The organism is Parvibaculum sp., from assembly GCF_039973015.1.
Classification (GTDB): Bacteria; Pseudomonadota; Alphaproteobacteria; order Parvibaculales; family Parvibaculaceae; genus Parvibaculum.
The window spans coordinates 281281-303134 of sequence record NZ_JBDWLT010000002.1 but is presented as its reverse complement, the minus strand read 5'-3'; the positions used below and the strand labels follow the sequence as shown (position 1 = coordinate 303134).

The following is a 21854-nucleotide window of genomic DNA, read 5'->3' as shown; positions in this document are numbered from 1 at the left end:
CGCTCGATGGCGTCAGGCGGACATCTTCTCCAGGACCGAATCGGACATCTCGAAGTTCGCATAAACCTGCTGCACATCGTCATTGTCGTCCAGCGCTTCGAGCATCTTGAGGATCGTCTCGGCTTTTTCGTCGTCCAGCTCAATGGTGTTCTGCGGCTTCCAGACGATACGCCCGCTGCGCGGTTCACCGAATTTCTTCTCAAGCTCACCGGATACTTCATGCAACGCATCCGGCGCGCAGTAGAGCTCATGCAGCTCCTCACCCGACTGGCAATCGTCCGCACCAGCCTCGATCGCTGCTTCGAGCATTTCATCGGCGGTCGCGACATCCGCGGGATATTCGACGAGGCCGAGGCGGTCGAAACCAAAAGACACGGCGCCCGTTTCACCGAGATTGCCGCCATTTTTGGTGAAAATGGCGCGTACTTCGCCCGCCGTCCGGTTGCGATTGTCAGTCAGGGTTTCAACGATGACACCGACACCCCCCACACCAAAGCCCTCGTAGCGGACTTCCTCATAATTCTCGCCGCCCTGATCCGTACTCTTCTTGATCGCGCGTTCGATATTGTCTTTCGGCATGTTTTCCGCGCGCGCCGCCTGAATTGCCGCGCGAAGGCGTGGATTATATTCAGGATCTGCCAAACCCATTTTCGCCGCCACGGTGATTTCCTTGGCAAGCTTGGCAAAGAGCTTGGCGCGCTTCTTATCCTGCGCGCCCTTGCGATACATGATGTTCTTGAATTGTGAGTGGCCGGCCATTCCGCCTCCGAAAACCTTTCGAGCAAGTGCTGAAATTTGCGCCTTTATAGAGGTCACACCTGCCGAAATCCATACTTCGGACGGCACAACGGTATACACGCATAACGTGTTATTTATATTTTTATGCTCCCTTAACGTGTGTTTAAGGTTTCCCGGGCAGGCTGTTCCTGTCGCCGGAAGGGGAGGTTTGCCCAACTTTCTCCAGAGGCTGGCGGCAATACCAGAGACCGGCTCGTGGCCCCGCCCAGCCCGCGCCGGATTAAGCCAACGCAACGCACGCGAAGGCGCACCGCCTCGTCCCCCTGTCCGCCTCACCCACCTCGGCCGGCAGAAGCGGACGGGGCGGTTCTTCGCTGGACAAGTCTGACGGCGCTATTTGTGAATATCGGTCGGCCAGGCATAGGGCCCTGAAAGAGGCCTGCCCTCCATCGTCTCCACAACATATCGGGCGACAAGGCACTCACTAAAAAAACTGTGATACCGCTCATGCCCGTTGCGCGCGATGCGCTGACGTTCGCCGTCATTCTTCAGAAAATACCGAAGCTTGTCCGCGAGTTCGTCCAGATCGCGATAGAAGGCGAATTCCTCATCCGAGAAAATCTCGTCATAGCCGGTCGAGCGCGCCACGAAGACGAGGAGCCCGTTCCCTGCATATTGCGCGAGACGATCGGAAGAATAGAGGGGATACCCCTCCTCCCGGTTGAGGTTGAGCCCCATCCGGGCACCGGCAATGGCGTCGTAATAATCCATGCCCTGCAAGGCAGCACGCTCCTCCAGACCGTAGAACGCATAACGCGCCTCGGGCACACGCTTCTCAATGTCCTTGAGGAACCGGCCGCGCGGCGATGTCGATGTTTCGGACCCGACCGCACAAAGAAAATCGACGGGCTGATCGCTTTCCGCAAAGCATTCCAGCGTCTCGATGGACGGGTCGGCGGGATTGGGAATAAAGGCGAGTGAATGGGTTGGCGTCACGAAGTCGTCGAGGCGCTCGCCTGCCGTCGTGATGAAGGTTGTATCGGCAACCTCGGCAAAGCGATGAATGCGCGCAACATTTTCATCCAGAAAAAGCGCATCGATATTGATGACGCAAACACGCAGCGCAGGCAGCATCCTGCGCAAGGTTCGTATCGTGTCGTTCTCGATCTTGTCGGCATGGAAAAGAACGAGAAGCTCGGGCCGGAAATTGGAACAAAGCTCAATGAGCCGCCTGTTCGCGTGGCGGTTGCCCGCACGGCCAATGCCCCATTTGCCCGCCTCGCGGGCGATATCGCGGTCGCTGAAGCCCATCACCTGATGGCCATTGCGCACAAACCCGTTCGCAAACTTGCGAACCGTTGCATAGAAATTCGTGCCGGCGCGCTTCTCGTTGAAATTCCCGGCAAGCACGATCCGCATGACGCTCAAACCTCCGGCAGAACCTGGGAAAGGCGTCCGCCAATGCGCACAGGCTCGACACGGCGCGCAAGACCGGAACTGTCCGTCTCGACAAAGACGCCGCAAAGCGTCGCAGGCCCGAGCGCAGGCTGAAAACGCCCGCTGGGAATGCGCGTTACAAAGCGGTTCAATGGCTCGTCCTTGTCCATGCCGATGACGGAGTTGTAGTCGCCGCACATGCCCGCATCGGTCTGGTAGGCGGTCCCGCCCGGCAATATCTGCGCGTCCGCGGTCGGCACATGGCTATGCGTACCGACAACGAGCGACACGCGCCCGTCGCAGTAATGCCCCATCGCCATCTTTTCCGAGGTCGCCTCGGCATGCATGTCGACGAGAATGGCATCCGCTCCCTCGCCGAGCGGGCAAGCCGAAATCTGCTCGTCGATTGCCTCGAAGGGACAATCGAGCGCCTCCATGAAGACACGGCCAAGAGCATTGACGACGAGAACCCGGGCACCCGTCGTCCCCTCGACCAGTGCCGCGCCCCGCCCCGGCGTGCCGGAAGGGTAATTCGCGGGCCTTACGAGACGCGGCTCGCGCTCGATATGGACCAGCGCCTCGCGCTGATCCCATGAATGATTGCCGAGCGTGATGACATCGGCGCCCGCATCGAAAATATCGTCGCAGATTGCGCCCGTGATGCCGAAACCGCCTGCTGCGTTTTCGCCGTTCACAACAATGAAATCGAGGCCGAGCTCGCGGCGCAGGTTTGGCAGCTCCGCGACAAGCGCGTCGCGTCCGCTGCGCCCAACAATATCGCCCATGAACAGCAGTCTCATACTCAACCTCCGGCACGCGGGCCGAACGCCCTTGCGCCTTTTTCCGTCACGATCCAGTCGAGCCGGGCGTCGAATTCCTCTTCGGGGAGGTCTTGAGCTTCCTGCGCCGAAAACGCAACCCCGACAGCCAGAACCTGCCCCCCCGCTCGTCTTAGCTGCTCGAACGTCCGGTCATAATAGCCGCCACCATATCCGAGGCGGCGCCCGTCGCTATCAAAAGCGAGAAGCGGCACCAGCACGACATCCGGCCGGCGCTCCGGTGCTCCGGGCCGGGGTTCGCGTGTGCCATGATCGCCGGGCACCAGTTCATCGCCCGGCTGCCAGAGATTGAAGACGAGCGGCCTGTTGCGCGTGGCGACACGCGGCAACACACAAGGATGACCGCGCCCGGCAAGCTGACCGAGAAGAAACGCCGGATCGGGCTCGCTCCCGATGGGGGCATAGCCCGCCACGCAGGCCCCTGCTGCGAGCGGAACCGACCGGAGAAAATGAGAAGCAATGAGCGCAGGCGCTGTTTTCGCCAGCGCCGCATGGGCGGCGTCCCGTCTGAGCCGCGCCTGTTCCCGGGCGCGCCGCTTCGCTTCGGCGCTCATGATAAACCGGAAACATGATGTGGGACCGCCACGGCCGTCGGAATGTCGTTCCTCGGAGACCTACTAACGTAGGTGGGCGCCGTGTGAAGGAGACCACGGTCTCCCCCAGGGACAGCTCCCTCAAGGAGCGTAAGGCCCCGAGAGTAATTATTCCTAACGTACCGGGCAGTACCCGACTTTATTCTATCTGGGGTACGGCGGTCTCCGGTCAAGCTAAATAGCTGACAGGCCAGCCTGAAAAGCCAGAGGCAGAACGTCACGCTGCCTCGATCCGCTTGGCAAGATCCTCGATCCGGCGGGCCGCATCGTCCATCACATCGGCCAGCGAATCCTCGGCCTCCCGGGAGCGTTCGAGCGCGGAAGCCCGCGATCCGCTGAGATTTTCGATTTCCTGTTCCAGAAGCTTGTTTTTCTGAAACGCGTCGGAAAGCTCGTCCGCGATCAGGAGCCCGGCCATGAGCAGAAGCCTCGCATCACCCACCTGCCCGACTTCCTGAGCAAGGTCGGTTACATGCTTGTTAATATAGGACGCGAGTTCCCGGACATGCTCCTCCTCCCCGTCCCCACAGGCGACCGTGTAGGAGCGATCATTGATCGAGACTTTGACCTGTCCCATGAAACTTCCTTTCTGGCGGGTCTTCTCAGCCTTCGGCGAGAACTTCCCTGATGCCTTCTATCGCATCTGCGAGCGTTTCGGAGGCGCGTTCATTGAGTTCGTTCAAACGCCGCGCCTCGGCCTTGATCTGGTCAAGCTCCTCGGCAAGCTCCGAACGGCTTTCGGTCAGCGTATCCACCTCTTCCTGCAACCGTCGCGCCGCCTGGGCGCGTTGCACCTGCCGGTTTATGGTCGCTTCCAGCCTGTCCAGTGCGCCTGAAAAGCGCTCTACAGCCGAATCGAGTTTGCTCATGTCTTTCCCGGGCTGACCGCTCTGGCCAAAGCAGCCGGAGCATTCTTTTGCCAAGATAGGCAGGGCTTCGAAATGAGGTCAACGCCGCCAGTGACATGTCGACGCGATTTGGCAATCCGATATGCGTGGAATCGCGCCCGATACGGGGATTCCGGCATTGACTCAGGGGGGGTCCGTGGTCATTGTGGCGCCGCTCTCGGCAGGGCCCGAGTTAAGCCCCCGATACGAGCAAATGAGCGGGTTTCCCAAGGCGCGGAACATCCGCAATCTCCTGCCCGCTCAGCGCCCGGCTGGGCAACAGAGTGACACATGACGCCAACTGAAAAATCAGCCGTCGCCGAAAAGGCGAAATCATCAGCCGGAGCCGAGAAATCCTCTGGCGCCTCACACGATGCGATGGCGAACGCGATCCGCGCCCTGGCGATGGACGCCGTCCAGCAGGCAAATTGCGGCCATCCCGGCATGCCGATGGGCACCGCCGATATCGCCACCGTCCTTTTCACGAAGTTTCTCAAGATCGACCCGCGCCAGCCCGGCTGGCCGGACCGCGACCGTTTCGTGCTCTCGGCCGGCCATGGCTCGATGCTGCTCTACGCGGTGAACTACCTGCTCGGCTACGAAGACATGACGATCGAGCAGATCAGGAATTTCCGCCAGCTTGGTTCGATCACCGCCGGCCATCCCGAATACGGCCACGCCGAAGGCATCGAGACGACAACCGGCCCGCTCGGTCAGGGAATCTCGACAGCGGTAGGCATGGCGCTCGCCGAACGCCTGCAGGCAGCCCGCTTCGGCAATGATATCGTCGATCACCATACATATGTTATCGCCTCCGACGGCGACCTTATGGAAGGCATCAGCCACGAGGCGATCAGCATTGCTGGCCACCTGAAGCTTTCGAAGCTCATCGTTCTCTACGATGACAACGAAATCACCATCGACGGCGCGCTTTCGCTCTCGGAATCGGGTGATGCCCTGCAGCGTTTCGAGGCTGCGGGCTGGAACGCGAGCCGTATCGACGGCCACAACCCGGACGAAATCGCCGCTGCCATCGAAAAAGCACAGAAGTCCGACAAGCCGACGCTCATCGCCTGCCGTACCGTGATCGGCTATGGCTCGCCCAACAAGCAGGGCAAATCCTCGGCGCATGGTTCGCCGCTCGGCGCCGACGAAATCGTGCTTGCCCGCGAAACGCTGCACTGGAAGGCGGAACCTTTCACCGTGCCGAGCGAGACACTGGATGCCTGGCGCATTGCAGGGCTTCGCAACACCAAGCAGCGCAAGGCCTGGGAGGAAAAGCTCGCGGCCCTGCCTGCCGAAACCCGTACTGAGTTCGAGCGCAGGATCGCCGGTGACCTTCCCGCGGGTCTCGCCAAGGCCGTCGAGGCCTTCAAGGAAAAGCTCGTCATCGACCAGCCGAAATGGGCGACACGTAAATCCTCCGAAGAGGCGCTCAACGTCATCAACGCAGCGTTGCCCGAAACCATTGGCGGTTCCGCGGACCTGACGGGCTCGAACAACACGCGCTCGAAGGAACAAAAACCCGTCTCGGCGGAAGATTTCTCAGGCTCCTTCATCCATTGGGGCATCCGCGAGCACGGCATGGCGGCTGCGATGAACGGCATCGCGCTCCACAAGGGTCTGATCCCCTATTCGGGCACCTTCCTCGTCTTCACCGATTACTGCCGGCCCGCGATCCGCCTCTCCGCACTGATGGGGCAGCGCGTCATCTATGTCATGACGCATGATTCCATCGGCCTTGGCGAAGACGGGCCGACGCATCAGCCGGTCGAGCACCTCGCCAGCCTCCGCGCCATGCCAAACCTCAATGTCTTCCGCCCGGCGGACGCCGTTGAAACGCTTGAATGCTGGCAGCTCGCGCTGGAGGCGAAGGGAACACCGTCGATCCTCGCCCTTTCACGCCAGAACCTTCCGGCGGTTCGCACCGAGAATTCGGACAAGAACCTCTGCGCCCGTGGCGCCTATGAGCTCTCGCCCGCCTCCTCCAAGGCCGAAGTGTCGCTTCTCGCCACCGGCTCGGAGATCGAAATCGCGCTCGCGGCGCAGAAACTGCTCGAACGCGACGGTATCCCCGCGCGCGTTGTGTCCATGCCCTGCCTCGACATTTTCGATCAACAGTCGAAGGACTTCCAGGCCGACATGCTCGGTCAGGGCACGGTGAAGATTGCAATCGAGGCCGGTGTCCGCTTCGGCTGGGACCGCTACATAGGCCCCGATGGTGCTTTCATCGGCATGACCGGCTTTGGTGCTTCCGCACCTGCGCCGGAACTCTATAAGCACTTCAACATCACGCCCGAGGCGGCAGTAGCCGCGGCGAAAGCCTGTCTCGCAGAAAAAGCCTAACTTACGCTCAGGAGAACAAGGAAATGGCAGTGCGCGTTGCGATTAACGGATTTGGTCGGATCGGACGCCTTGTGCTCCGCGCCATTGCGGAATCCGGCCGCAAGGATATCGAAGTTGTAGCCATCAACGACCTCGGCTCGGTCGATGCCAATGCGCTCCTGCTGAAATACGACAGCGTACACGGCCGCTTCCCCGGCAAGATCAAGACGACGAAATCCTCCATGGATCTCGGCCGCGGCCCGATCAAGGTGCTCGCCGAACGCGATCCCTCAAAGCTTCCCTGGGAAGATCTCGGCGTCGACATCGCTCTCGAATGCACGGGCCTCTTCACGGCGCGCGACAAGGCCGCAGCGCATCTGACTGCGGGAGCGAAAAAAGTCCTGATTTCCGCGCCGGGCGAAGATTCGGACCTCACCGTCGTTTACGGCGTGAACCACAGCGCCCTGAAAAAGAGCCACAAGATCGTCTCGAATGCCTCCTGCACGACCAACTGCCTCGCACCGGTGGCACAGGTGCTGCACAAGGCCTGCGGCATCGAACAGGGCTACATGACGACGATCCACGCTTATACCGGCGACCAGAACACGGTCGACACGCTGCATAAAGACCCGCGCCGCGCCCGCGCCGCAGGCGTCTCCATGATCCCGACCTCGACCGGTGCCGCCAAGGCCGTCGGCCTCGTGCTGCCGGAACTGCAGGGCAAGCTGGACGGCACTTCGATCCGCGTACCGACCCCGAACGTATCGGTGATCGACCTCGTCTTCACGTCGAAGAAGAAGACCACCGCCGAGGAAGTGAACGCTGCGATCGTTGCCGCCGCGAAAGGCCCGCTCAAGGGCGTCCTTGCGACGACCAACGAGCCGAATGTTTCCATCGACTTCAATCACAACCCCGCCTCTTCCACCTTCGATCTGACGCAGACGCAGGTGATCGACGGCAAGCTTGTGCGGGTACTGTCCTGGTACGACAACGAGTGGGGCTTCTCGAACCGCATGGGCGACACGGCTGTCGCCATGGGCAAGCTGCTCTGAACGGAGCAGCGAACTCTCATGGCCGATCACAAGACGCTTGACGATCTCGCTGCCGCGGTTGGCCTGAAAGGCCTCAGGGTTCTCGTCCGGGCCGATCTCAACGTGCCCATGCAGGACGGCAAGGTGTCGGACGCAACGCGCATCGAGCGCGTTGCTCCCACCCTGAAAGAACTCGCAAGCCAGGGCGCCCGGGTCATCGTGCTTTCCCATTTCGGCCGCCCGAAAGGCAAGCCGGAGGCAAAATATTCGCTGAAACCTGTCGCCGAGGCGCTTGGCGCCTATGTCGGCGTGAAAGTCGGCTTCGCCGAGGATTGCGTGGGCGAGAAGGCCGCAAATGCCTGCGACGGCATGGCGCCGGGCACTATCCTCGTCCTTGAAAACACCCGCTTTCACGAAGGCGAGGAAAACAACGATCCGGATTTTGCGAAGGCACTTGCCGAAAACGGTAATGTCTACGTGAACGACGCCTTCTCATGCGCCCATCGCGCTCATGCCTCGACCGAAGGCATCACCTATTTTCTGCCCTCCTATGCAGGGCGCGCCATGGAAGCCGAACTTACCGCTCTCGACGCCGCACTCGGAAATCCCAAGCGCCCCGTGGTGGCTATCGTGGGCGGCGCCAAGGTTTCGACGAAGATTTCCCTGCTCGGCAATCTCGTCAAGAAGGTGGACGCACTCGTCATTGGCGGCGGCATGGCAAACACGTTTCTGGCCGCACAGGGCAAGAAGGTCGGCAAATCGCTTTGCGAACCCGACCTCTTCGACACGGCGCGCCACATTCTGGCCAATGCCCGCGGCGCAAAATGCGACATCGTGCTGCCGACAGACGTTGTGGTAGCCAGGGAATTGAAAGCCGGCGCCAAGACAAAGGTGACGACGGTTGACGAGGTTCCCGAAGACGAGATGATCCTGGACGTAGGGCCCGATACCCTCGCCCATCTTGCCGGACGCTTCGAGACGGCCAATACGGTAGTCTGGAACGGCCCGCTCGGCGCTTTCGAAGTCCCGCCTTTCGACCGCGGCACGACTGAAGCCGCTCGTATTGTTGCGATGCGCAGCAAACAGGGCGAGCTCGTTTCCGTTGCCGGGGGTGGCGATACCGTCGCGGCCTTGAACGAAGCCGGCGCCGCCGATGATTTCACCTATGTTTCCGCCGCCGGCGGGGCCTTCCTGGAGTGGATGGAAGGTGTTGAACTGCCGGGCGTCGCGGCTCTCAGCCGCAAATAGACGAACACCGTTTGGTATCCAGAGGACAAGACAATGACTGAGACGCTTGAATCGATTGCACAGGCCATGGTTGCGCCGGGCAAGGGCATTCTGGCAGCCGACGAAAGCTCCGGCACGATCAAGAAGCGCTTCGACGCGATCAACGTCGCCTCCACGGAAGACAACCGCCGCGACTATCGCGAACTGCTGTTCCGCACCGACGAGGCGATGCAGAAGCATATTTCGGGCGTAATCCTTTACGACGAAACGATCCGCCAGAAAGCAAAAGACGGTACGCCCCTCGTCGACCTCATCAAGAAAGCCGGTTCCATTCCGGGCATCAAGGTGGACGCGGGCGCAAAGCCGATGGCCGGTTTCCCGGGTGAAACGGTAACGGAAGGCCTCGATGGCCTGCGTGAGCGGCTTGCCGAATATTACGATCTCGGCGCCCGCTTCGCGAAATGGCGCGCGGTGATCGACATTGCCGACGGCATCCCGACCAATGCCTGCATCGAAGCGAACGCCGAGGCCCTTGCCCGCTATGCAGCACTTTGCCAGGAAGCGAAGATCGTTCCGATCGTGGAGCCCGAAGTCCTGATGGACGGCGCACATACCGCCGAGCGCTGCTTCGAAGTGACGGAAGCGACACTCCGCGCCGTCTTCAATCGCCTCGCGCTTCACAATGTGAACCTCGAAGGCGCGATCCTTAAGCCGAACATGATCGTATCGGGCAAGAAGTGCCCGACGCAGGCCGGTGTCGAGGAAGTGGCGGAAAAGACCATCGCCTGTTTCAAACGCACGGTTCCGTCGGCGATTCCGGGCATCGTCTTCCTGTCGGGCGGCCAGTCCGATGAGGATGCGACAGCCCATCTCGATGCCATGAACAAGATCGGCGGCTTCCCCTGGAAGATGTCTTTCTCCTATGGCCGCGCGCTGCAGGCAGCGCCGCAAAAGGCATGGGCAGGCAAGGCGGAAAACGTACCCGCCGCCCAGAAGGCCTTCCTTCATCGCGCGAAGATGAACAGCCTTGCCGCGCTTGGCGAATGGCAGAGCTCTCTCGAAAAATCTGCCTGAAGCGCAGTTTTCACTCTCGAAACGCCCCGTTCACCGCGAGCGGGGCGTTTTGCGTTTCCAATCCTCCGGGATAAAACACCGCCATGTCAGACCAATCCTGCCGCCTCTACCTCATCACCCCTCCCCGCATCGAACCGCTCGCCTTCGCCGACACGCTGAAGGCCGCCCTCGATGCAGGCGATGTGGCCAGCCTTCAACTGCGCCTGAAAGGTGAGAAGGAAACGCCGCCCGATGCCGACGCCATTCGCAAAGCGACCGAAATCCTGATGCCTCTGGCGCATAGCTACGAGGTCGCTTTCCTCATCAACGACCGCCCGGACCTTGCCGCAGAACTCGACGCGGACGGCGCACATATCGGCCAGACGGACCTGGCCTATGCTGAGGCGAGAGAACTGCTGGGGCCGGACAAGATTCTGGGTGTCACCTGTCATGACTCCCGCCATCTCGCCATGGAAGCCGGCGAAGCGGGCGCCGATTATGTGGCGTTCGGCGCCTTTTATAAAACCGACACAAAAGACCCTATAAGTATGGCCGAGCCCGATATCCTCACCTGGTGGTCCGAGCTGTTCGAATTGCCCTGCGTCGCTATCGGAGGAATAACCGCGAATAACGCCGCACCGCTCGTCCGGGCCGGAGCCGATTTCTTGGCCGTCTCGTCGGGAGTATGGTCTCATGAAGATGGACCGGCGGCGGCCATCCGTGCGCTGAACAGGATCATGATGGAGGAAGGCAAGGCCCGATGAGGCATCTTCTGATAGCGCTTGCTGGAGCGCTCACAATGTTACTGATGCCGCTCTCACCTTCGCACGCGCAGGGCGCCTCTTCCTCCACCGAGGACAACGACGCAATGGCCCCCGCGCTCGAAGCCTACCGCGCAGGCCGCTATGAACAGGCGCTGCTGATTGCAACGCCGCTGGCCGAGAAGGGCAATGTCTCGGCGCAGCTCATGCTGGGGTCCATCTACAACAATGGCGAAGGGGTTACCCCCAATCCGGAAGAAGCGGCCAAATGGTTCACGAAGGCCGCAGCCAAAGGCGAGGCTGGCGCTCAATATGCGCTCGGTATGCTCATGGAATATGGCCGCGTCGATGGAGCCGATCCTGTCGCGGCACGCAAATATTTCAGAGGCGCCGCTGAACAGAACCATGTCGCCTCACAAGCTGAACTTGGCCTCATGTACACGACCGGACGCGGCGGCCCGCAGGATCTCGCAGAGGCTGCCAAATGGTTTGATCGCGCAGCCGCCAAAGGCAATGCCAACGCCCGGTACTACCTCGGCACTCTCTATGCGTCAGGTAAAGGTAAACCCCGCGACCTCGGCGAAGCTGCCCGCTATTTCCGCATGGCCGCCGACCAGGGGCAGCCGCAGGCGGCTTATCAGCTCGGCTTGATGCTGCAGGATGGCGCAGGTACCGAAAAAAGCCTTGCCGAGGCTGTAACCCGCTTCAAGGAGGCCGCTCAAAAGGGCGTGTCCGGCGCGCAGACTTCCCTCGCTTTCTCCTATCTGAACGGAGAGGGCATCGAAAAGAACGACACGTTGGCGGCAAAATGGTTTGTGGAAGCCGCCATGCGGGGCGACGCGCTCGCCCAGGACCGCCTTGCCCGCCTCTATTTCCTTGGTCAGGGTGTGACGCGGGACGTGGAGGCGGCGCTTCTATGGCTGACCCTGGCAGAACAGAACGGCATGACCGACGATACGCTCAGAAGCGCCATGGAGCCGGAGATTACGCCGGAAATCCGGGCCAAGGTCGCAGCGGAAATAGCAAAACTCGACAAGGACAGCGCTTCGCCAAACTGAGCGCACCGCCCTCCCCTCCCCTGCTACCCGAAAGCACCGGCCGGGAGCCCGGCCAAAAGCACTGTGCATGAAGGGCCCGGGATGTTATCAGAGCGCCGGTTGCGGACTCTCCGGCGGAGCCCGCCCCATACCCTTTTCAAGAATTCGAGCGTCCCATGAAGATCAACGGCAATGAAATCCGTCCCGGCAACGTCATCGAGCATGAAGGCGGCCTCTGGGCGGCGGTGAAAGTCCAGCACGTGAAGCCCGGCAAGGGCGGCGCCTTTGCGCAGGTCGAATTGAAAAACCTCGTCGACGGCCGCAAGCTCAACGAACGCTTCCGCTCGGCTGCAACCGTTGAACGCGTTCGTCTTGAGCAGAAGGACTACCAGTATCTCTATGAGAATGACGGGATGCTGACCTTCATGGACAACGAGACCTACGAACAGATCGAACTCGCGAAGGACTGGGTCGGCGACCGTGCCGCCTTCCTGCAGGACGGCATGAAGGTGACGGTGGAAAGCCACGAAGGCAAAGCGCTTGGCATCTCGCTCCCCGACCAGGTTGTGCTCGAAATCACCGAGACGGAACCCACGGTAAAGGGCCAGACGGCGGCAAGCTCCTACAAGCCTGCACTTCTCGAAAATGGCGTTCGCGTCATGGTGCCGCCCTTCATCACTACCGGGGAAAAGATCGTCGTCGACACGAACGAAGTCACCTATCTCCGTCGCGCCGACTGAACGGAAAAAAGTAAAGATGTCCCGCCACACCCCTTCGATGAGCATCATGGTCGCGGCTGCCCGCAAGGCAGCGCGTGGCCTGCAGCGCGACTTCGGTGAAGTCGAAAACTTGCAGGTCTCGCTCAAGGGGCCCGCGAACTTCGTTACAGCCGCCGACAAAAAAGCCGAGAAGGTCATTTTCGAGGAACTGTCGAAAGGGCGGCCGGGCTATGGCTTCCTGATGGAAGAAGGCGGCGTCGTCGAAGGTGCCGACAAGTCGCATCGCTGGATCATCGATCCACTCGATGGTACGACGAACTTCCTCCACGGCATTCCGATGTTTTCGATTTCGATAGCGCTGGAACGCGAAGGACAGCTCGTCGCGGGCCTCGTCTATAATCCGATTTCCGATGAGATGTTCATCGCGGAAAAGGGTCAGGGAGCATTCCTGAACGATCGCCGCATCCGCGTTGCCGCACGCCGCGAACTCGCACAATCCGTCGTCGCGACCGGTATCCCGCATATCGGACGCCCGGACCATGCCCGCTTCAATACGGAACTCGGCGTGGTCATGAACGAAGTGGCGGGTGTCCGCCGCATGGGCTCCGCGGCGCTCGACCTTGCCTATATCGCGGCGGGCCGCTTCGATGCCTATTGGGAAGCCGCGCTCTCACCCTGGGACATGGCGGCAGGCATCGTTCTCGTCCGCGAAGCCGGCGGTTTTGTCTCCGACCTCAAGGGCGGCGACACCATGCTCAAAAGCGGTGGAATCATTGCGGGAAACGATGCGCTCTACCGCAAGCTCGGCGACCTGCTCAAAAAGGCCCATAAGCAGGCCTGATCCACCGATTTTCTTCAAGCCGTTACACACGAAGGCAAGGTCCACGCCCAAGGGCGAAGGCAACGCATGCTATCCTTGTGTCGGGATGCGCTGAGCGCGTCCCCGAGAGCCAAGGGAAGACATGCGCAGAAACATGACCGGCTCCAACAAGTTTTTTGGGCAACGCCACAGGCTCGTACTGGCAGCCGCTCTGCTGTGCGCATCGCCGCCTGCCGCAAACGCCGACCCCCTTTCCACCGTAACCGGCACCGTAAAGAAGGTTACAGACACCACAGGCAGGACCGTGTCGGGCGCAGGCCGCACCGTGAACGAGACGCTCTCTACGGCAGGCGAAACGGTCTCAAAAACCACGGAAAATATCGGCCTGCCCGGCCCCGAGCCGGAGGAAACACCTGTCGACAGCCTTGGGCGCGCAATCATCAAACCCGTGGGCACATTGGTGACACCCGGCACTGGCCCTGCCACCCCTTCCTCCAGGCAGCAGGCCCCGCGCGAAGAAAACCAGCAAGACATCACCCAGCCTCACGATGTCTATCAGTCGTCTATCCCCGATGTTCTCCCGCGCGGCACACTGGCCCGCATCTATTTCAAACCGGGCGAGACGCGGCTCGACGGCTCGGCAAGGAACCACATTTCAGGCTTCGTTCAGAACTTCCGGCAGCGCGTCGGCAATGTGGACATCAAGGGCTATGCCGACCGCTCACGGGGCGACGATGCCAATGCGAAAGATATCGCCATGCAGCGCGCACTCGCCGTGCAGGAGGCACTTCTCGCGCAAGGAATCGAAGCAGGCCGCATCCGTGCGAGCACCATGGGCAACACCGACAAGGGCGATGCGCTTGAAGATCGCGTCGATATCCGCTTCGACGGCTACTGAAAGCCCCTCTTCCAAAGAGCCCCAATTCCGCCGGATTCCCCGCCTAAATCCCTGTTTTGGGCGGGGTCTGTTCCCTTGCCGCGAACATGCCTAGACTAGCGCAAACGATTGCCGCCGGCCCGCCACGAATGATTGCCCGCCCGGATGACCTCGCTTCACATGACCTTACTCTGCAGGATAACGATCCGCCCTATCGAGAGAAGACTCATGAGCGCGCTCGGCGCGATGCTTGGCGCCGCTATCTGGCTGACGCTTGGCATTTCTCCGCTCGCCGCGGCCGAAGCGCCGCTGTCGCCGCCCAAACCTGCGCTCGTCCGCGTTCTCTTCGAGCCGGAAACCGCGACGATGGGGCAGACATCACGCGAAGACCTGACCGTCTTCGCAGAAGACTTCAGGCGCCGCAGCGGGCGGCTTGAATTGCGCGCTTATGCAGGCCCGCCGCACGACACCTCGTCTAATGCGCGCCGGCTTGCCTTGAAGCGCGCGCTTTCGGTGAGACGGGTTCTCGTCTCGAACGGTGTAACAGCGGAGCGCATCCATGTGCGCGCGCTCGGGGGCACATCCGACAGCGGTCCGACCGACCGCGTGGATGTAAGACTTTTCGGCGGCTGACCGGCCGCCCGGCAAAAGGACAGGGGCAGAACGCATGGCAAGGGAAACCAGGGACGGATTCGCGCTTTCCCAACCGCGGACTTACCTGACGCGGATGATCCTCTTCATCATCCTGACGGCATTTGTAGGCGCAATCCTCTACCGGCAGATCGAAACGGCTTTTCTCGCAAATCCGGGGCTTAACGGGCTTATTGCCGGCGTTCTCCTCATTGGCATCCTCTATGCCTTGAGGCAGGTCCAGTCGCTGCGCGGCGAAATACGCTGGGTCAACGACTTCCGCCGCGCCGATCCGGGCCTCGCCATGCCACCGCCTCCCCAGCTTCTTGCGCCAATGGCCACCATGCTCGGCGACCGCAAGGGACGGATGCAGCTCAACGCGCTTTCCATGCGCTCAATCCTCGATTCGCTGGGCTCACGCCTCGATGAACAGCGCGAAATTTCGCGCTACATCATCGGCCTCCTGATTTTCCTGGGGCTGCTCGGCACCTTCTGGGGATTGCTGACGACCGTGACCTCCGTCGCGGGCACGATCCAGGGCCTGAGCGTGGAAGGAACCGATCCGGCGGCGGTCTTCGCGAACCTGAAGAGCGGTCTCGAAGGCCCTCTCAGAGGTATGGGCACGGCCTTCTCTTCCTCGCTTTTCGGTCTTGCCGGTTCACTCGTCCTGGGCTTTCTCGATCTGCAGGCCGGGCAGGCGCAAAATCGCTTCTACAACGAACTGGAAGAATGGCTCTCCACCGTGACCAATCTTTCAGGCGACTACGATCCCGCCGCGCCGGGCATGCTCGGTGAAACCGCAAAGCGGCTTCGCAATATCGAACAGGCGCTCGCCTCCGGTAGCGATCAGGGCGCGCTCAAGGCCCTTGCGGGACAGGTCACGGCACTCACCGAACAGATGCAGGCGGAGCGGCAATTGCTCGTGCAGATGGCGGAAAATCAGCAAAACCTTCAGCCGGTGCTCGAAGAGCTGTCGCGCCGCCTCGGCCAGCAGGGCTGACGCGCATGGCACACGGCGGCAGACGCATCAGGGGCCGCGCGCCCACCGGGGATTACTGGCCGGGCTTTGTCGACGCGATGTCGAGCCTGCTCCTCGTTCTGATTTTCCTGCTTACGATCTTCATGATCACGCAGTTTTTCCTGAGCCAGCTCGTAAGCAACAAGGACTCCGCACTCGAAAGCCTCAAAAGTCAGATCGCCGAACTCGTGAACCAGCTGGCGCTGGAAAAGCAGGAAAAGGCCGACCTCCAGGCGACAATCCTCTCGCTGCAGGATTCCCTTTCGGCCGCCACCGCCGAGCGCGACCGTCTTTCCGCAATGGCCGAAGAAGGTGCTGGCGCGGGATCGCGCGTCGCCGAACTCGAAAGCGCCCTCTCGGACGAAAAAAAGGTATCGAGCGAGGCGCTGTCACAGGTTGAACTCCTGAACCAGCAGATCGCGGCCTTGCGCCGTCAGCTCGCCACGCTTGAGGCGGCGCTGGATGCTGCCGAGCAGAAGGACCGCGAGCAACAGGCACAGATCGCCAATCTCGGCCGCCGTCTCAATGCCGCACTCGCACAAAAGGTCCAGGAACTCGCAAAATACCGTTCCGAATTCTTCGGCCGTCTGCGCGCCATTCTCGGTGACCGGCAGGACATTGAAATCGTCGGCGATCGCTTCGCAATGCAGTCGGAAATTTTCTTCGCCTCGGGCTCGGCCGATCTCAACCCGTCCGGCGAGCAGCAACTCGACAAGATTTCCCAGGCAATCAGGGAAATCGCGGCGGAAATTCCCGGCGATATCCCCTGGGTCCTGCGCGTCGATGGCCACACCGACGCAAACCCGATCGCGACCCCGCAATTTCCCTCGAACTGGTATCTGTCCAGTGCACGGGCCATCGCCGTCGTGGATTACCTTGTCGAGCAGGGCGTACCGGCAAACCGTCTCGTTGCCGCAGGTTTCGGCCAGTACCATCCGCTTGAACAGGGACGCAGCGAGACCGCAAACACGCGTAACCGCCGCATCGAGTTCAAGCTGACGGAACGCTGATCAGTAGGAGCGAAGCTCCTCGGACTGCGTGCAGACAAGCACTTCCGGCTGGAAGACCTGACCGAGCAGCATCTTGCTGCCATATCCGGCGGCGACGCTGATACCCGAAATTTCCTCGCCCATATTGAGATAGATCGTGCCCGCTTTCTTCTGCGAGGGCTCCATGCGCACGACCTGGCTCGGCGAAAGCTCTTCCGCATCCGAAGCATGGGAAAGGAAGTCGAGGATTTTCGGATGCGCACCGAGAAGCAGTGTTCCATCCGGCTGCACGTCGATATTGTCCACGCCGGTTCCGAGGCGGACATGATCGAAACCCGTCAGTACGCCCGTCTCCGTATCGCGATTGTAGATATACATGCTCATGCCCAGAGCGGAAGCGACATAGACCTGTTTCCCGTCAGGACTCATGTTGATGCCATTGGGATAAAGCAGCGTATCGGCGGCGACTTTCGCTTCGCTTCCATCGAAATAGACGACATTGGAATTGCGAAGCAGCAGCCCGTCGCTCAGCGTCTGCATGAGCTGACTCTGCGTCGTGTGATCGTTTGTTGCGTAGAAACTGCGCGGGCCGACGGCCAGCACATCGTTCAGCGAAATGAAAAGCGAGCTCTCCATACTCTCTTCATGGGAGAGCGTACCATCCGCCGCGATGGAGAAAACCTCGACGCGCTCGCCGCCCTTTGCCGGATGGCTGACCGCGAAGAGCCTCCGCTCGCCATCGGGGCCGATATAGAGGCTGATGCCATGAGGACGGAAATCTTCCGGCGCCGGCGGCGTCACAGGGTAGAGAGCCCAATCCGCTTCCGGCAACGAAAGATCGATCGCGTAGATGCCGCCGCGAATGGCGTCTGAGCCCGGTGCACCGGACATGACCGCACGGCGATCATAGGCGGAGACATAGGCAAGCTTGCGCTCATGGTCGATGAGGATGTCCTCGGGCCCCGGCACAGCCGGGATCGCGCGGCACTCGGCTGCGACCTCCTGCCGGATGCCAGTGAAATAACCGGCAGCCGAAAGAAAACGCCAGGCGAGAACACTGACAATCACGATACCCGCAAGGGCCACATAGCCCGCAATGCGCCAACCCCTGGACATATTCTCCCCTTCTCTTCTTCCCTGTCAGCCGCCCTGGGCGGCCGAACGTTCTTCCACGCCGAGATCCATATCCCGCGCACCTGCGAATTGCAGCTGCGCAAGGCGCGCATAGAGCCCGCCCTGTTTTACCAGTTCCTCATGGGTGCCCGAGGCAACCACACGGCCTTCATCCATCACCACTATTCGATCCGCCTTGAGGACGGTCGCAAGACGATGCGCAATGACGAGTGTTGTACGGTTCTGCATCAACCCTTCAAGCGCCTGCTGCACCAGCGTCTCGCTTTCCGCGTCGAGCGCACTCGTCGCCTCATCGAGCAACAGAACCGGTGCATCGCGCAGGATCGCGCGCGCGATCGCGATGCGCTGACGCTGTCCGCCCGAAAGCGTAACACCGCGCTCTCCGACTTCGGTCTCGTAGCCATCCGGCAAGCGCATGATGAAATCGTCGATCCGCGCCGCCATCGCCGCCGCACGCACTTCCTCGAAGGAAGCGTCGGGTCGGCCATAGCGGATATTCTCGGTGACGGTCGTCCCGAAAACGACTGTTTCCTGCGGCACAAGCGCGAGATGGCGGCGAAGCTCCTTGGGGTCCGCCTGACGCAGATCCACACCATCGAGCCGGATCGAGCCCTGCTGCGGGTCATAGAAGCGCAGCAATAGTTGGAAGACCGTGCTTTTGCCCGCGCCCGAGGGGCCAACCAGCGCAACGGTCTCGCCAGGCGAAACAGTCAGCGAATAGTCGTGAAGTGCCGAAATGCCGGGCCGTGAGGGATAAGAGAAGGTGACATTGCCAAAGACAATTTCACCCTGCGCCTGAGGAATGGGCACCGGATTTTCGGGCGCGGCAATCAGAGGCTCGACATCGAGAATTTCGACAAGACGCTCGGTCGCGCCTGCCGCCATCTGCATGTCACCCCAGATCTCCGAAAGCGCCGCGAGCGCCGAAGCCGCGAAGACGGCATAGAGGATAAATTCAAAGAGCTCCCCGCCCGTCATCGTGTCGGCGAGAACGGCGTTTGCGCCGACCCAAAGCACGCCGACAACGCTCGACAGACCGAAAAAGAAAACAAGCGCGGTCAGAACCGCGCGCGCCATGATGCGCGAACGCGATGTATCGAAAGCCTGCTCGACGCGCATGGCAAAACGCTCATTGTCCATCGCCTCATGCGTGAAGGCCTGAACGATCTGGATGGCATTGAGGCTTTCCGTACCGAATGCGCTCGTATCCGCGAGACGGTCCTGAGCCGAACGGGATAGACGCCGGACCCAACGTCCGAACACGATGAGCGGCAACAGGATCGCAGGGATGGCGAGAAGCACGAGACCCGACAGGTAAGCGCTCGTCGCTGCCATCATCGACGCGGCACCGAAGAAGAGGAAAAGATTGCGGAGTGCGATGGACGCGGAAGAGCCGACCACTGTCTTGATCAGTGTGGTGTCGGCGGTGAGACGCGACAGCACCTCGCCCGTTCGTGTGAGTTCGAAAAAAGCGGGCGAAAGCTTGAGGATGTGTTCGTAGACGGCACGGCGCAAATCGGCAACGACGCGCTCGCCCAGCCAGCTCACGAAAAAGAAGCGAGCCGCACTCGAAACGCCGAGCATCAGCGCCACGATGACAAGCGCCACGAAATATTGATCGATGAAAGCAGCGTTCTCGCGGCTGAAGCCGTTATCGATGAGACGGCGGCTCGCCATCGGAATGGCAAGGGTGGCAAGCGTCGCAAAAACGAGGGAAACGAACGCGAGCGCGACCATCCCCTTGTAGCGTCCAAGAAAAGGAAGAAGCCTCACCAGCGGGCCGACACCCTTGGCAGGCGAGCGCCGCTGCGCTTCCTCTTCGATTGCCTCGACGACCTGATTTGATGTTTCGCTCATATGCTCGGCTAGCGCTCTCAATTTGGCGCGCTCGGCAGTCGCGCAAGGGACAAGACCCTACCCCGGACCCGAGGCCCCCGGGGATATTTTCGGCGTGCGGCTGGTATAGCAATCCCCCGCACCGGGGGACAACGCCAGCGGCGCGGGGCGGCTGCGGCATGAGCGCGCAAATCCGCGGAAAAGGGTACGAAAAGCGGCCTTGCAACCGCATCCGGCCTTCGCTATAAGCCCCCATCCCGGCAGCGCAGCTTCCTTGACGGAACCCGTTTGCGCGCCATCACGAGACACCGGCGCCCCCCAGGGAGGCCCCAGCTTCAGGAAGGCCGAGAGCCATGAAGAAAGATACCCACCCGGACTACCACTTCATCACGGTTCAGATGAACGATGGCTCGACGTTCCAGACCCGCTCCACCTATGGCACGGAAGGCGACACGCTGGTTCTCGACATCGATCCGACGACCCATCCGGCCTGGACCGGCGGCGGCCAACAGCTCCTCGACCGTGGCGGTCGCGTGAGCCGGTTCAAAAAGAAGTTCAGCTTTATCAGCGGCTGACCTCGAGCTCCTCGAGACGGCAAAAAGCCCCGCTTTTGCGGGGCTTTTTCTTTGGCCGCGCGACGAAACCGGGGCAAAACCTAGTCGGGCCGGTTTTTCCGGCGGCCGAATTCGCGGCGCGGAAACTCCATGGAGAGATGCTCGCGGAAGAAATCCTCGACCCGGGCAAACTGCTCGGCCAGCGGCTGATTTTTCGCGACCGGCGCACCGGCCGAACGGAGCTGACTGTCGAGACGCTCGACGCGCGCATAGAGCCTCTCGGACCGCTCGATGAGCCCCTGAAGCTGCGCCGGCAGAGCCTCCACACCGTCGAAACGCGGCTGACGGGCGATCTGCTTGGTGGCGAGCGCATATTTTTCGGAATTGGCTTCCTCGGCCGTCATTTCCCCCTCATGGACGGCCTTGCGGACGAGAAGCCATGAGGCGACCTGCATCAGACGCGTGGTCAGGCGCATGCTTTCGCCCGCATAAGCCAGCGATGCCTCGCGAGGAAGCCCGCGGGCGGCCTCACGTCCCGGCCCGTCGAGATAGGCGGAGGTTTCCTCCACAAGACGCATGCCCTCGCCATAGGTACGCTGGAACAGGCCAGAAGCCATGAATTCCGAAAGGGTGACGCATTCGCCCCCGGCAAAGCCGATCTCGCTGTCGTTCTTGGTTTCGTAAACGCTCATCCCGCAGTCCCCAGTCCCTGTTACGCATCCGGCGGAGGCGGTTGCTCCATACCGGCACACTCAAGGACTGAGGGATCAATATCCGTGCCATGCCCGGCGCGGGACAGGAGGCCGCGCCAGGAGAGCACGGGAGCGGGAACCCGACAAAACGGGCCCCGACAAACAAAAAAGAGCCGCGGGAAAGCCCGCGGCTCAGTTCTAACAGGGAGGCGTCAAACAGAGTGGATAGGAGCCACTCAAAATCCAGAAGACTGGATTACGCAAGGTCACCCTAGCGCCCTCATTCCTAACAGCAAGTTAATCTTGTGGCAATTTGTCGCGGCGGCGAACTTGTCGCCTGCGCTCACGAGACTTGGTTGGAAATTAGAAAAACGAGACAAAACAGGGTGTTAACCACACAGTGTCTATTTTTTGAACAATGCCTCAGCCGCTGAGAGAGAACCCTGCTTCTTCTGGAGCTGATCCCGGATGCGCATGATTTCCGTTTCAAGGGCAGCGATTCGCTCCCCGAGCTCCTCGATTCCCAGAAGGCTCAAATCCTCCCGGGCGAGCGCCTGAAGCGCCTCACCGCGCCGCCGTCTGGGCTCCAGATCGTCTGTATCCATAGCTCGCACCTCCTCGCCTTGGTTGCCAGTCTGCTGGCCTCGGGCTAGACCT

Annotated in this window: 23 protein-coding genes and 1 other RNA gene; 13 read left to right on the top strand and 11 right to left on the bottom strand. The window is 61.1% G+C overall.

Annotated features, from left to right (window positions below; genetic code table 11):
- Positions 1–12: 12 nt before the first annotated feature.
- The 7 genes from ABJO61_RS01725 to ABJO61_RS01695 all read right to left on the bottom strand — a co-directional run bounded on the left by ABJO61_RS01725 (position 13) and on the right by ABJO61_RS01695 (position 4476).
- Positions 13–759 carry a YebC/PmpR family DNA-binding transcriptional regulator gene (locus ABJO61_RS01725; protein WP_348324867.1) on the bottom strand — a complete coding sequence of 249 codons (747 nt, stop codon included), beginning with the start codon at positions 757–759 and terminating at the stop codon, positions 13–15.
- 372 nt (positions 760–1131) lie between these two features.
- Entirely contained in the window at positions 1132–2157 is a 1026-nt protein-coding gene (locus ABJO61_RS01720; protein ID WP_348324865.1) for a glycosyltransferase, read from the bottom strand.
- 5 nt (positions 2158–2162) lie between these two features.
- On the bottom strand, positions 2163–2975 hold the full coding sequence (locus ABJO61_RS01715; protein ID WP_348324863.1) for a TIGR00282 family metallophosphoesterase: 813 nt from the start codon (positions 2973–2975) through the stop codon (positions 2163–2165).
- Positions 2976–2977: 2 nt separating this feature from the next.
- Positions 2978–3568, bottom strand: coding sequence for a 5-formyltetrahydrofolate cyclo-ligase (locus ABJO61_RS01710; protein ID WP_348324861.1), 591 nt, complete (start codon positions 3566–3568; stop codon positions 2978–2980).
- 18 nt (positions 3569–3586) lie between these two features.
- Positions 3587–3743: non-coding RNA, 6S RNA (gene ssrS / locus ABJO61_RS01705), on the bottom strand.
- A gap of 81 nt (positions 3744–3824) precedes the next feature.
- Positions 3825–4184: a cell division protein ZapA gene (gene zapA, locus ABJO61_RS01700; RefSeq protein WP_348324859.1), complete on the bottom strand. Its 360-nt coding sequence runs from the start codon at positions 4182–4184 to the stop codon at positions 3825–3827.
- Positions 4185–4209: 25 nt separating this feature from the next.
- Positions 4210–4476 carry a DUF4164 family protein gene (locus ABJO61_RS01695; protein ID WP_348324857.1) on the bottom strand — a complete coding sequence of 89 codons (267 nt, stop codon included), beginning with the start codon at positions 4474–4476 and terminating at the stop codon, positions 4210–4212.
- 309 nt (positions 4477–4785) lie between these two features.
- Here ABJO61_RS01695 and tkt point away from each other — a divergent pair, with 309 nt between their 5' ends.
- The 12 genes from tkt to ABJO61_RS01635 all read left to right on the top strand — a co-directional run bounded on the left by tkt (position 4786) and on the right by ABJO61_RS01635 (position 17002).
- Positions 4786–6840: a transketolase gene (tkt, locus tag ABJO61_RS01690; protein ID WP_348324855.1), complete on the top strand. Its 2055-nt coding sequence runs from the start codon at positions 4786–4788 to the stop codon at positions 6838–6840.
- Between the two features lie 23 nt (positions 6841–6863).
- On the top strand, positions 6864–7871 hold the full coding sequence (gene gap / locus ABJO61_RS01685) for a type I glyceraldehyde-3-phosphate dehydrogenase (protein ID WP_348324853.1): 1008 nt from the start codon (positions 6864–6866) through the stop codon (positions 7869–7871).
- Between the two features lie 18 nt (positions 7872–7889).
- A complete protein-coding gene (locus ABJO61_RS01680; RefSeq protein ID WP_348324851.1) occupies positions 7890–9098 on the top strand; it encodes a phosphoglycerate kinase in 1209 nt (402 codons plus the stop codon).
- 33 nt (positions 9099–9131) lie between these two features.
- Entirely contained in the window at positions 9132–10151 is a 1020-nt protein-coding gene (locus tag ABJO61_RS01675; RefSeq protein WP_348324849.1) for a class I fructose-bisphosphate aldolase, read from the top strand.
- Positions 10152–10234: 83 nt separating this feature from the next.
- Complete coding sequence (thiE, locus tag ABJO61_RS01670) at positions 10235–10894, top strand: thiamine phosphate synthase (RefSeq protein WP_348324847.1); 660 nt, start codon at positions 10235–10237, stop codon at positions 10892–10894.
- Positions 10891–11949: a tetratricopeptide repeat protein gene (locus ABJO61_RS01665; RefSeq protein WP_348324845.1), complete on the top strand. Its 1059-nt coding sequence runs from the start codon at positions 10891–10893 to the stop codon at positions 11947–11949. Before thiE ends, ABJO61_RS01665 begins: the two co-directional genes overlap by 4 nt.
- Positions 11950–12104: 155 nt before the next feature.
- A complete protein-coding gene (gene efp, locus ABJO61_RS01660; protein ID WP_348324843.1) occupies positions 12105–12668 on the top strand; it encodes an elongation factor P in 564 nt (187 codons plus the stop codon).
- A 16-nt stretch (positions 12669–12684) separates the two neighbouring features.
- Complete coding sequence (locus tag ABJO61_RS01655) at positions 12685–13488, top strand: inositol monophosphatase family protein (protein WP_348324841.1); 804 nt, start codon at positions 12685–12687, stop codon at positions 13486–13488.
- Positions 13489–13609: 121 nt separating this feature from the next.
- Positions 13610–14365 (top strand): OmpA family protein, encoded by a 756-nt coding sequence (locus tag ABJO61_RS01650; protein ID WP_348324839.1) that lies wholly within the window; start codon positions 13610–13612, stop codon positions 14363–14365.
- Between the two features lie 207 nt (positions 14366–14572).
- Entirely contained in the window at positions 14573–14977 is a 405-nt protein-coding gene (locus ABJO61_RS01645; protein ID WP_348324837.1) for an OmpA family protein, read from the top strand.
- A gap of 34 nt (positions 14978–15011) precedes the next feature.
- Complete coding sequence (locus tag ABJO61_RS01640) at positions 15012–15974, top strand: flagellar motor protein MotA (RefSeq protein ID WP_348324835.1); 963 nt, start codon at positions 15012–15014, stop codon at positions 15972–15974.
- Positions 15975–15979: 5 nt separating this feature from the next.
- Positions 15980–17002, top strand: a complete 1023-nt coding sequence (locus tag ABJO61_RS01635) for a peptidoglycan -binding protein (RefSeq protein WP_348324833.1) — start codon at positions 15980–15982, stop codon at positions 17000–17002.
- Here ABJO61_RS01635 and ABJO61_RS01630 read toward each other — a convergent pair whose 3' ends face one another.
- Together ABJO61_RS01630 and ABJO61_RS01625 are read right to left on the bottom strand one after the other, a co-directional pair.
- The gene (locus tag ABJO61_RS01630) at positions 17003–18097 is read right to left on the bottom strand and encodes an SMP-30/gluconolactonase/LRE family protein (RefSeq protein WP_348324831.1); all 1095 of its coding nucleotides are present in this window, start codon (positions 18095–18097) and stop codon (positions 17003–17005) included.
- Between the two features lie 24 nt (positions 18098–18121).
- The gene (locus ABJO61_RS01625; protein ID WP_348324829.1) at positions 18122–19972 is read right to left on the bottom strand and encodes an ABC transporter transmembrane domain-containing protein; all 1851 of its coding nucleotides are present in this window, start codon (positions 19970–19972) and stop codon (positions 18122–18124) included.
- 332 nt (positions 19973–20304) lie between these two features.
- On the opposite strand from ABJO61_RS01625, the gene rpmE reads away from it, so the two are divergent.
- The gene (gene rpmE, locus ABJO61_RS01620; protein ID WP_348324827.1) at positions 20305–20526 is read left to right on the top strand and encodes a 50S ribosomal protein L31; all 222 of its coding nucleotides are present in this window, start codon (positions 20305–20307) and stop codon (positions 20524–20526) included.
- Between the two features lie 80 nt (positions 20527–20606).
- Here the strand turns inward: rpmE and ABJO61_RS01615 are convergent, their stop codons facing one another.
- Complete coding sequence (locus tag ABJO61_RS01615; protein ID WP_348324825.1) at positions 20607–21197, bottom strand: DUF1465 family protein; 591 nt, start codon at positions 21195–21197, stop codon at positions 20607–20609.
- Between the two features lie 404 nt (positions 21198–21601).
- Positions 21602–21802 carry a DUF1192 domain-containing protein gene (locus tag ABJO61_RS01610; protein ID WP_348324823.1) on the bottom strand — a complete coding sequence of 67 codons (201 nt, stop codon included), beginning with the start codon at positions 21800–21802 and terminating at the stop codon, positions 21602–21604.
- Between the last annotated feature and the right edge of the window lie 52 nt (positions 21803–21854).

Bases quoted from the DNA above. Each gene is read 5' to 3' on its own strand.
- ABJO61_RS01640 (WP_348324835.1), top strand. From the start codon at position 15,012: ATGGCAAGGGAAACCAGGGACGGATTCGCGCTTTCCCAACCGCGGACT.
- gap (WP_348324853.1), top strand. From the start codon at position 6,864: ATGGCAGTGCGCGTTGCGATTAACGGATTTGGTCGGATCGGACGCCTT.
- rpmE (WP_348324827.1), top strand. From the start codon at position 20,305: ATGAAGAAAGATACCCACCCGGACTACCACTTCATCACGGTTCAGATG.
- thiE (WP_348324847.1), top strand. From the start codon at position 10,235: ATGTCAGACCAATCCTGCCGCCTCTACCTCATCACCCCTCCCCGCATC.
- ABJO61_RS01680 (WP_348324851.1), top strand. From the start codon at position 7,890: ATGGCCGATCACAAGACGCTTGACGATCTCGCTGCCGCGGTTGGCCTG.
- ABJO61_RS01710 (WP_348324861.1), bottom strand. From the start codon at position 3,568: ATGAGCGCCGAAGCGAAGCGGCGCGCCCGGGAACAGGCGCGGCTCAGA.
- ABJO61_RS01645 (WP_348324837.1), top strand. From the start codon at position 14,573: ATGAGCGCGCTCGGCGCGATGCTTGGCGCCGCTATCTGGCTGACGCTT.
- efp (WP_348324843.1), top strand. From the start codon at position 12,105: ATGAAGATCAACGGCAATGAAATCCGTCCCGGCAACGTCATCGAGCAT.
- ABJO61_RS01635 (WP_348324833.1), top strand. From the start codon at position 15,980: ATGGCACACGGCGGCAGACGCATCAGGGGCCGCGCGCCCACCGGGGAT.
- ABJO61_RS01630 (WP_348324831.1), bottom strand. From the start codon at position 18,097: ATGTCCAGGGGTTGGCGCATTGCGGGCTATGTGGCCCTTGCGGGTATC.
- ABJO61_RS01615 (WP_348324825.1), bottom strand. From the start codon at position 21,197: ATGAGCGTTTACGAAACCAAGAACGACAGCGAGATCGGCTTTGCCGGG.
- ABJO61_RS01610 (WP_348324823.1), bottom strand. From the start codon at position 21,802: ATGGATACAGACGATCTGGAGCCCAGACGGCGGCGCGGTGAGGCGCTT.
- zapA (WP_348324859.1), bottom strand. From the start codon at position 4,184: ATGGGACAGGTCAAAGTCTCGATCAATGATCGCTCCTACACGGTCGCC.
- ABJO61_RS01715 (WP_348324863.1), bottom strand. From the start codon at position 2,975: ATGAGACTGCTGTTCATGGGCGATATTGTTGGGCGCAGCGGACGCGAC.
- ABJO61_RS01665 (WP_348324845.1), top strand. From the start codon at position 10,891: ATGAGGCATCTTCTGATAGCGCTTGCTGGAGCGCTCACAATGTTACTG.
- ABJO61_RS01720 (WP_348324865.1), bottom strand. From the start codon at position 2,157: ATGCGGATCGTGCTTGCCGGGAATTTCAACGAGAAGCGCGCCGGCACG.
- ABJO61_RS01655 (WP_348324841.1), top strand. From the start codon at position 12,685: ATGTCCCGCCACACCCCTTCGATGAGCATCATGGTCGCGGCTGCCCGC.
- ABJO61_RS01695 (WP_348324857.1), bottom strand. From the start codon at position 4,476: ATGAGCAAACTCGATTCGGCTGTAGAGCGCTTTTCAGGCGCACTGGAC.
- ABJO61_RS01725 (WP_348324867.1), bottom strand. From the start codon at position 759: ATGGCCGGCCACTCACAATTCAAGAACATCATGTATCGCAAGGGCGCG.
- tkt (WP_348324855.1), top strand. From the start codon at position 4,786: ATGACGCCAACTGAAAAATCAGCCGTCGCCGAAAAGGCGAAATCATCA.
- ABJO61_RS01650 (WP_348324839.1), top strand. From the start codon at position 13,610: ATGCGCAGAAACATGACCGGCTCCAACAAGTTTTTTGGGCAACGCCAC.
- ABJO61_RS01675 (WP_348324849.1), top strand. From the start codon at position 9,132: ATGACTGAGACGCTTGAATCGATTGCACAGGCCATGGTTGCGCCGGGC.
- ABJO61_RS01625 (WP_348324829.1), bottom strand. From the start codon at position 19,972: ATGAGCGAAACATCAAATCAGGTCGTCGAGGCAATCGAAGAGGAAGCG.